Genomic DNA, 7,890 nt, shown 5'->3' with positions numbered 1-7,890 from the left:
GGTTCTGGCGGAGCATTCCGCTGTGCGGGAGGTCACGGTCGTCGCGCGTGAGGACCAGTCCGGTGACAAGCGTCTGGTGGCCTACTACGTGCCTGTTGACGGGCCGGTGCCGGCGGAGGAGCTGGCTGGGTTCTGCGGGGTGCGGCTGCCGGCGTACATGGTCCCGGCCGCCTTCGTCGAACTCGACGCCATGCCGCTGAACGCCAACGGAAAGATCGACCGACGCGCCCTGCCCGAGCCCGATCTCGAGGCCCGGGACGCCGGACGCGAGTACGTCGAACCGGCCACGTCCACCGAGCGTCGGCTTGCGGACATCTGGGCCGAGGCGCTGGGCCGGGAACGGGTCGGGGCCGAGGACAACTTCTTCGACCTCGGTGGGCACTCCATCCTGATCATCAAGGTGGTCTCGGCGGCCCGTCAGGCTGGCCTCCCGCTCTCGCTGTTCATGCTCTACCAGCACGCCACCCTCCGCGGCCTGGCCGCCGAGGTCGACGCGGCGGTAGCGGCGGAAGCGGGACAGACACAGCAAGATCAGGAAGATCAGCAGCAGGAAGAGGGGCAGCAGAAGCGGCGACAGCCGGTCCCGGCCGCGGACCCGGACACCCTGCTCGGCGGCATCGACCTCGGCGTGGTCCCGGGCGTGAGTGTCGCGGTGATCGAGGACGGGGACCTCGTGGCCGTCGAGGCTGCCGGCACGCTCCTCGCCGGCGGAGACGACCGGGTGACACCCGAGACGGTTTTCCAGGTCGGTTCGGTGAGCAAGCATGTCGTCGCCCTCGGTCTGTTGCGCCTCGCCGACCAGGGCCTGATCGACCTGGACGAGGACATCAACAGGTACCTCACGTCCTGGCAGGTGCCCGGTGCGGGCCGGGCCGAGCCGCCCCGCATCACCAGCCGTCAGCTGCTCGGCCACCTGTCGGGGCTGCTGCCGACGCCCGGCAAGGGCTACCTCCCCGGTACGCCCGTGCCGTCGCTTCTCGACCTGCTGAACGGCCGGACCCCCGACGGCATCCCGCCGGTGTGCACCGACCTGGCTCCGGGCGAGGTCTTCCGGAAGGCGAACGTGCACTACTCCGTCCTGCAGCAGGTGATGACCGACGTCACCGGCGAGTCCTTCCCGGAGCTGATGCGGTCCTTGGTCCTGGATCCGCTGGGGATGACGGGCAGCAGCTTCGACCAGTCCTTCCCGGAGACCTCGGGCAGGCCCGTGGCCCTCGGCCACGACGAGGAGGGGCGGGTGGTCGACGGAGGCTGGCGAGTCCGCGCCGACATCGCCGCCGCGGGTCTGTGGGCCACCGCCGCCGACCTCGCCAAGGTCGCGCTGGAGGTCCGACGGTCCTTCCTGGGCCGCCCGTTGACACTGCTCACCCGGCAGACGGCGCGACAGCTGCTGACCCCGCACGAGACCAGCTTCTACGGGCTGGGCACGGTGGTCGACGACACGGCAGCAAGCGACGTCCAGTTCGGCCACGGCGGTGAGCCGGTCGGCTACCAGGCGTTGACGATGGCACGCGTCCGGCAGGGCAGCGGCGTCGTCGTCCTGGCCAACAGCAGCGGGGCCAAGGACCTGGTGAAGGCCGTCGCCGACACGGTGGCGTCCGGCGGTTCCATCCCGTCGGTCTAGCGCCGATTCCCGTCAGCCGTCGAAGCCGCGCCGGGCCTGCGGCGGTTCCCCCCTGTCGCAGGGTCGGCGCTTCCTCGCGGACACCCGGGCGCTTCATGGCGCCCGGGTGTTCCTGCACAGCACCACCGAACGTGAGGAGGCGCCCACGTGAGCGTCATGGAGGAGTCCGCAGCCGAGAAGAGCGGTACCGGGGACGGCAAGCCGCCGCCACTCCGGAAGAACCGTGACTTCCTGCGGCTGTGGATCGGCGCCGGGAGCACCCTGCTGGGCACAGGGGTGGCCACCACCGCGTATCCGCTGCTGATCATCTGGTTCACCGGGTCGGAGGTCGGGGCCGGCCTGGTGGGCTTCGCCGCGATGCTCCCGCGCCTCTTGGTCCAGCTCCCCGCCGGAGTACTCGTCGACCGCTGGGACCGGCGCCGCCTGATGATCTCCTGCGACGTCCTGGGGCTGGCGACCATGGGCAGTGTGGCGGCGGCCCTCATCGCGGGCCGATTCTGGCTGCCCCACATCATGGCGGCGGCGTTCGTCCAGGGCAGTGCGGCGATCTTCTACCGGCTTGCCGAGCGTGCGGCCGTCCGCAATGTCGTCGAGCCGGGTCACTTGTCAGCCGCGTTGTCGCAGAACGAGGCCCGCGGCCAGGCGGCGGCGCTCGTCGGCCAGCCCACGGCCGGATCGTTGTTCGTGGCCGCCAAGTGGCTGCCCTTCGCCTTCGCCGCGCTCTCCCACCTTCTGGCACTGGTGACCCTGCTGCCGATCAAGAAGAAGTTCCAGCTCCAGCGCGCGGCCGAACCTCGCCGGATCCGCACCGAACTCGCCGAAGGATTCGCATGGGTATGGCGGCAGCGCTTCGTACGGGACGCGTCCGTGCTGATCGCGCTGACCAATCTCGTCTTCCAGGTGCTGGGGCTTGCCCTGGTCGTCCTCATCAAGGACGGCGGCGGATCCCCGATGGCCGTCGGCACCATGGGCGCGGTGGCGGGCGTCGGTGGCATCGTCGGTGCGCTGACCGGGTCCTGGTGGATCAAGCGGCTGACGCCTGTCGCCACCCTCATCGGAACGGTTCTCACCTGGGCCGCGCTGATGACCCCGATGGCCTTCACCGCCAACCCCTTCATCCTGGGCGGCCTGTACGCCGGAATGAACTACGCGGCAGCGCTGATGGGAGTAGCAGGGGGCTTGTACCAGATCCAGATCACCCCGGATGAGATGCAGGGCCGTGTCACCAGCGTCGGCGCACTCCTCGCCTCGGGCGCCAACTCCGCCGGCGCGATGGCGGGCGGCTTCCTCCTCGCCGCACTAGGCGCGAGCACCACGGTGCTGGCCGCCGCGGGAGCCATGTTCGCGATGGCGGTCGGGGCGGCGCTGAGCCCGGGCATCCGCAGCGCGCGCGACATCAGCCTGGTGACGTCCACGGACGGCGGATCCGGAGACACGAAGACGCCTGAGGGAGAGGGAATGCCGTAACCACGGGCGCCTTGGCCCATTGGCCATAGGCCCATAGGAATTGTGGCGAAGAAGTATAGGCCGGTATGGAGAGTGGGCTGAGAACGGGAAGACTTGTGCGGAGTGTGAGGACGAGTGCCAGTGGGCGCAGAAGAGAACCGGAAGACCGACGGTGGCGCAGCAGCTCGTGAGGAGTTGCTGCGGCGGCGTTTGAATCGTGGTCCTGGTGATGCGACTGGACGTGGCCGTGCGGTGATTGGTCGTGCCGATCGGTCGGGTCCGTTGCCGTTGTCGTACGGGCAGCAGCAGATGTGGTTCTTGAATCGTCTGGATCCGGAGAGTGCCGAGTATCTGGTGCCTTTGGCGGTGCGGTTGGGTGGCCGTGTGGACCGGGTGGCATTGGGTCGGGCCTGGCGGGCCATGTGTGAGCGGCATGAGATTTTGCGGACGCGTTATGCGATGGATGGTGTGGCGCCGGTTCAGGTGATCGACGAGCCGGGTGCTGTGGATCTGGTGGACGTGGATCTGAGTGGGCTTGCCGGTGCGGAGGCTCGGGAGCTGGGCGCTCTGGAGGTGCTGCGTCGGGAGTCGTCGGCGGCTTTCGATGTGGAGCGGGAGTGGCCGCTGCGGGGGACGCTGGTGCGGCTGGCCGAGGACGATCACGTGCTGGTCGTGGTTTTCCACCACGTCGCTTGCGATGCCTGGTCCACCCGTTTGTTCATGGAGGAGCTGAGCGAGCTTTATCTGGCTTTCGCGGAGGGGCGTTCTCCTGGGCTTGCTGAGCCGCAGCTGCAGTATGCGGATTTCGCTGTGTGGCAGCGGGAGTTCATGTCGGGGGAGCGGCTGGAGCAAGAGCTGGGCTATTGGCGAGAGCGCCTGGAGGGGCTGGTCCCGCTGGAGCTGCCGGCGGATCGTGTGCGGCCGGCGGTCCGCGGATTTGAGGGTGCCGAGGTTGCTGTTCCGTTCCCAGAGGGGCTGGATGAACGGGTACGGAAGGTGGCAGCCGAGTTTGGTGTGACGCCGTTTGTAGTGTTGTTGACGGCGTATCAGTTGGTGTTGTCGCGGTATGCGGGGCGTCAGGATGTCGCCGTGGGGACTGTGGTGTCGGGGCGTGGCCGCCCTGAGCTGCAGAGGATGCTGGGTTATGGCATCAACAGTTTGGTGATGCGGGCTCGATGGGGTGGGGGCGAGTCGTTCGGGGAGTTGCTCGGGGCGAATCGGGAGACGGTTTTCGGGGCGTACGACCATCAGGGTGTGCCGTTCGCCCGGCTGGTGGATGAGCTGGAGCCTGAGCGGGACATGTCCCGTACGCCGTTGTATCAGGTGTCGTTCACGATGCATGAGTCCGGGGAGATCGCGGGGGGTCTTTTCGGTCTGGAGTCGTCCGCTTTCGGTGTGGCCGGTGGTGTGGCCAAGACCGATCTGGAACTTCAGGTGGTGGAGGCCGCGGATGGTGCGTTGAGTGCGCGGCTGGTGTATCCGGTGGATCTGTTCGAGGCCGTGACCGTGGAGCGGATCGCTGGGCACTGGCTGCGTCTGCTGGACGCGGTGGTGGCGGATCCTTCAGCCGCGGTGTCACGGATCGGGATGCTGGAGCCTGCCGAGGAGGTACTGCTGACGACCGGGCCGAGGACCTCTGCCGTGGTGGAGCGGTGTGTGCATGAGGTGTTCGAGGAGCAGGTGGCTCTCGATCCTGATGCGGTGGCGGTTGTCGCTGGTGATGTGGAGTTGTCGTATGGCGAGGTGAATGCGCGGGCGAATCGTCTGGCGCGTTATCTGTCCGGGCTGGGTGTGGGTCCGGAGTCGCTGGTGGGTGTGTGCCTGGAGCGTGGGGTTGATCTGGTCCCGGCGCTGTTGGGTGTTTTGAAGTCGGGTGCGGGTTATGTGCCGTTGGATCCGGTGAATCCTGCTGAGCGGCTGGGGTATGTGGCGTCGGATGCCGGGGTGTCGGTGGTGGTGACGCAGGCGGGTCTGCTGTCGCTGGTCGATGGTTTCCATGACGGCGCTGTGGTGGTTTTGGATGGTGCTGACCGGGATGGTGTTGCGGCGTGTGAGGCGTCGGATCCGGGTGTGGTGGTGTCGCCGGACAACACGGTGTATGTGATTTACACGTCCGGTTCGACGGGGCGTCCGAAGGGTGTGAATCTCGAGCACGCGAATGTGGTGCGGCTTCTTGCCGTGTCGCAGGAGCATTATGCGTTCGACGAGTCGGATGTGTTCTCGCTGTTCCACTCGTATGCGTTCGATGTGTCGGTGTTCGAGATGTGGGGTGCGTTGATGCATGGCGGCCGTGTGGTCGTCGTGCCGCGTGAGGTGGCGCAGTCGCCGGATGAGTTCCTGGATCTGCTGGTGCGGGAGCGGGTGACGGTGTTGTCCCAGACTCCGTCCGCGTTCCGTTCGCTGGTGGGTGCTGCTGCGGATGGCGATCCGCGTATCGACCGGCTCTCTCTGCGGGCGGTGATTTTCGCCGGCGAGAAACTGGAGGTTGCCGAGCTTCAGCCGTGGGTGGACAGGCTCGGTCTGGAGAAGACCGCACTGGTGAACATGTACGGGATCACCGAGACCACGGTTCACTCCACCTATCGCCGCCTTATGGCGGAGGATTTCGCTGCGGACGCCGGCAATCCGATCGGCTACCCCCTCGGCGACCTCTCGATCTATCTCTTCGATCAGCTCGGCAACCTTGTGCCAGTAGGCGTTCCGGGTGAGATGTATGTCGGTGGTCCCGGTGTGGCGCGTGGTTATCTCGGCCGCCCGTCTCTGACCGCCGAGCGTTTTGTTCCCGACCCGTTCGGTCCTGCCGGATCGCGGTTGTATCGAAGTGGTGACCTCGCGCGCCGGCGCGAGGACGGAAGTCTGGAATTCCTGGGCCGTATCGATGACCAGGTGAAGATCCGTGGTTATCGGATCGAGCTGGGCGAAATAGAGGCGGCGCTTTCGGGATACGCCGGTATCCGCGATTCCGTGGTGATCGTCCGGGAGGACACCCCGGGGGACAAGCGTCTGGTCGCGTACTTCGTCTCCGCTCCCGGTACCACGGTCGATCTTGCCGTTCTCCGCTCGGAACTCGGCCGCAGTCTGCCCGAGTACATGGTCCCGGTCGCCTTCGTGGAGCTGGATGCACTGCCGCTGACCCCGAACGGCAAGCTCGACAAGCGGGCCCTGCCCGCCCCCGAGCAGGACGCCTTCGCCCGTGGCGCGTACGTCGCCCCGCGTACCGGGCTGGAGGAGCGGGTCGCGACTGTGTGGTCCGAGGTGCTGGGCGTGGACCGGGTCGGTGTCGAGGACTCCTTCTTCGACCTTGGCGGCGACTCCATTCGTGCCGTCGCCCTCGTCGGTGCCCTGCGCACCGCCGGGTTCGATGTCGCCGTGCGTGACGTCTTCGCCGCCCGCACCGTCACCGCCCTCGCCGAACTGGTCGGGGGGCGTACGGTCTCGGAGACGAGTACCGCCCGGTCGGGTGTCGAGCCGTTCGCGCTGATCAGCGCCGAGGACCGGGCCAAGCTGCCGACCGGGGTGGTGGACGCCTATCCGCTGTCGCGGACGCAGACCGGCATGGTCGTGGAAATGCTGGCTGACACCAGCCGCAACCATTACCACAACGTCTCCACCTACCGGATCCGCGACGACAAGCCCTTCTCCCGCAGAGCATTCACCGAAGCCGTACGGACGGTTATCGCCAGGCACGAAACGTTGCGGACCGCCATAGACCTTTCCACTTACTCCGTCCCCATGCAGGTCGTGCACGCTGCTGTGGAACCCGCCATGGGCGTGGTCGATCTAGGCGCAATGGAGGTGGAGCGACAGCGCGAGACACTCGAGGAGTTCACGGCCGCCGAGCGCGCCCGGCTCTTCGACTTTGCCCGTCCTCCGTTGATGCGTTATGTCGCGCATACGACGGAGGAGAACGGCTGGTGGATCTCGGTGACCGAGTGCCATCCGATCATGGAGGGCTGGAGCTACCACTCCCTCCTGATGGAACTCCTCGGCTGTTACATGCGGCTGCGTGACGGCCTGGAGCCCGAGCCCTACGACGCGCCCGACGTCCGTTACGCGGACTTCATCGCCGGTGAGCTGGAATCCCTCGCCTCCGACGAGGACCGCGCGTACTGGGCCGGCATCGTCAGCGACTACACCAAGTTCACCCTCCCCGCGGGCTGGGAGGACGAACCCACCGTACCTGGACAGACATATCGTGTCGCCGCTCCTTGGCATGACCTCGAGCCCCGCCTGCGTGCGCTCGCCACGGCCGCCGACGCGTCGCTGAAGAGCGTGCTCGTGGCGGCGCACGCCAAGGTGATGAGCATGCTGACGGACGAGTCGGCCTTCCACGTCGGCCTGGTGTGCGACGCGCGGCCGGAGGAGCCGGGTGCGGACCGGGTGTACGGCATGTATCTCAACACCCTCCCCTTCCCGGTCGACCGCGGCGCGCGCACCTGGCGTGAGCTGGTGCGGCAGGTTTTCGCGCGTGAGGTTGAGCTGTGGAGCCACCGCCGCTTCCCCATGCCGGAGATCCAGCGGGACGCGGAGGACGACCGTCTGATCGATGTTCTCTTCAACTACCAGGACTTCCGCCAGGTTGACACCGAGCTGGTCGATCCGTTCGGCGGAATCGACGACAGCCCCATCGAGATTCCGCTCTCGGTCTCTTCGCGAGGCGGGCACGTCATCCTGACCGTCAACGTCCCGGCGCTCAGCCGGGTCCACGCTCAGCGGATCGTGGGGATGTACCGCTCCGTTCTGGAGGCGATGGCCGCGGATGTCGAGGGTGACGCGCGGGCGTCTTTCCTGCCGGACGGCGAGCATGAGCTGGTTCTGTC

Annotated in this window: 3 protein-coding genes; all 3 read left to right on the top strand. The window is 67.3% G+C overall.

The annotated features are described in order from the left end of the window. On the top strand, nucleotides 1-1,624 hold a 1,624-nt coding region (locus tag ACFYZZ_RS45300), incomplete at its 5' end, for a serine hydrolase (protein WP_389189951.1). Nucleotides 1,625-1,780: 156 nt separating this feature from the next. Continuing rightward, a complete protein-coding gene (locus ACFYZZ_RS45295; RefSeq protein WP_389189953.1) occupies nucleotides 1,781-3,091 on the top strand; it encodes an MFS transporter in 1,311 nt (436 codons plus the stop codon). Between the two features lie 120 nt (nucleotides 3,092-3,211). Continuing rightward, nucleotides 3,212-7,890, top strand: a 4,679-nt coding sequence (locus ACFYZZ_RS45290; protein WP_389189949.1) for an amino acid adenylation domain-containing protein, incomplete at its 3' end; no start/stop codon positions are given.

Origin of the sequence: Streptomyces sp. NPDC001816 (assembly GCF_042892235.1) — a bacterium.
In the GTDB taxonomy this organism is placed as follows: Bacteria; Actinomycetota; Actinomycetes; order Streptomycetales; family Streptomycetaceae; genus Streptomyces.
This window is presented reverse-complemented; position numbering and strand designations above follow the sequence as displayed.

What these genes read in the sequence shown, in the direction of transcription:
- ACFYZZ_RS45295 (WP_389189953.1), top strand. Translation starts at nt 1,781, where the DNA reads ATGGAGGAGTCCGCAGCCGAGAAGAGCGGTACCGGGGACGGCAAGCCG.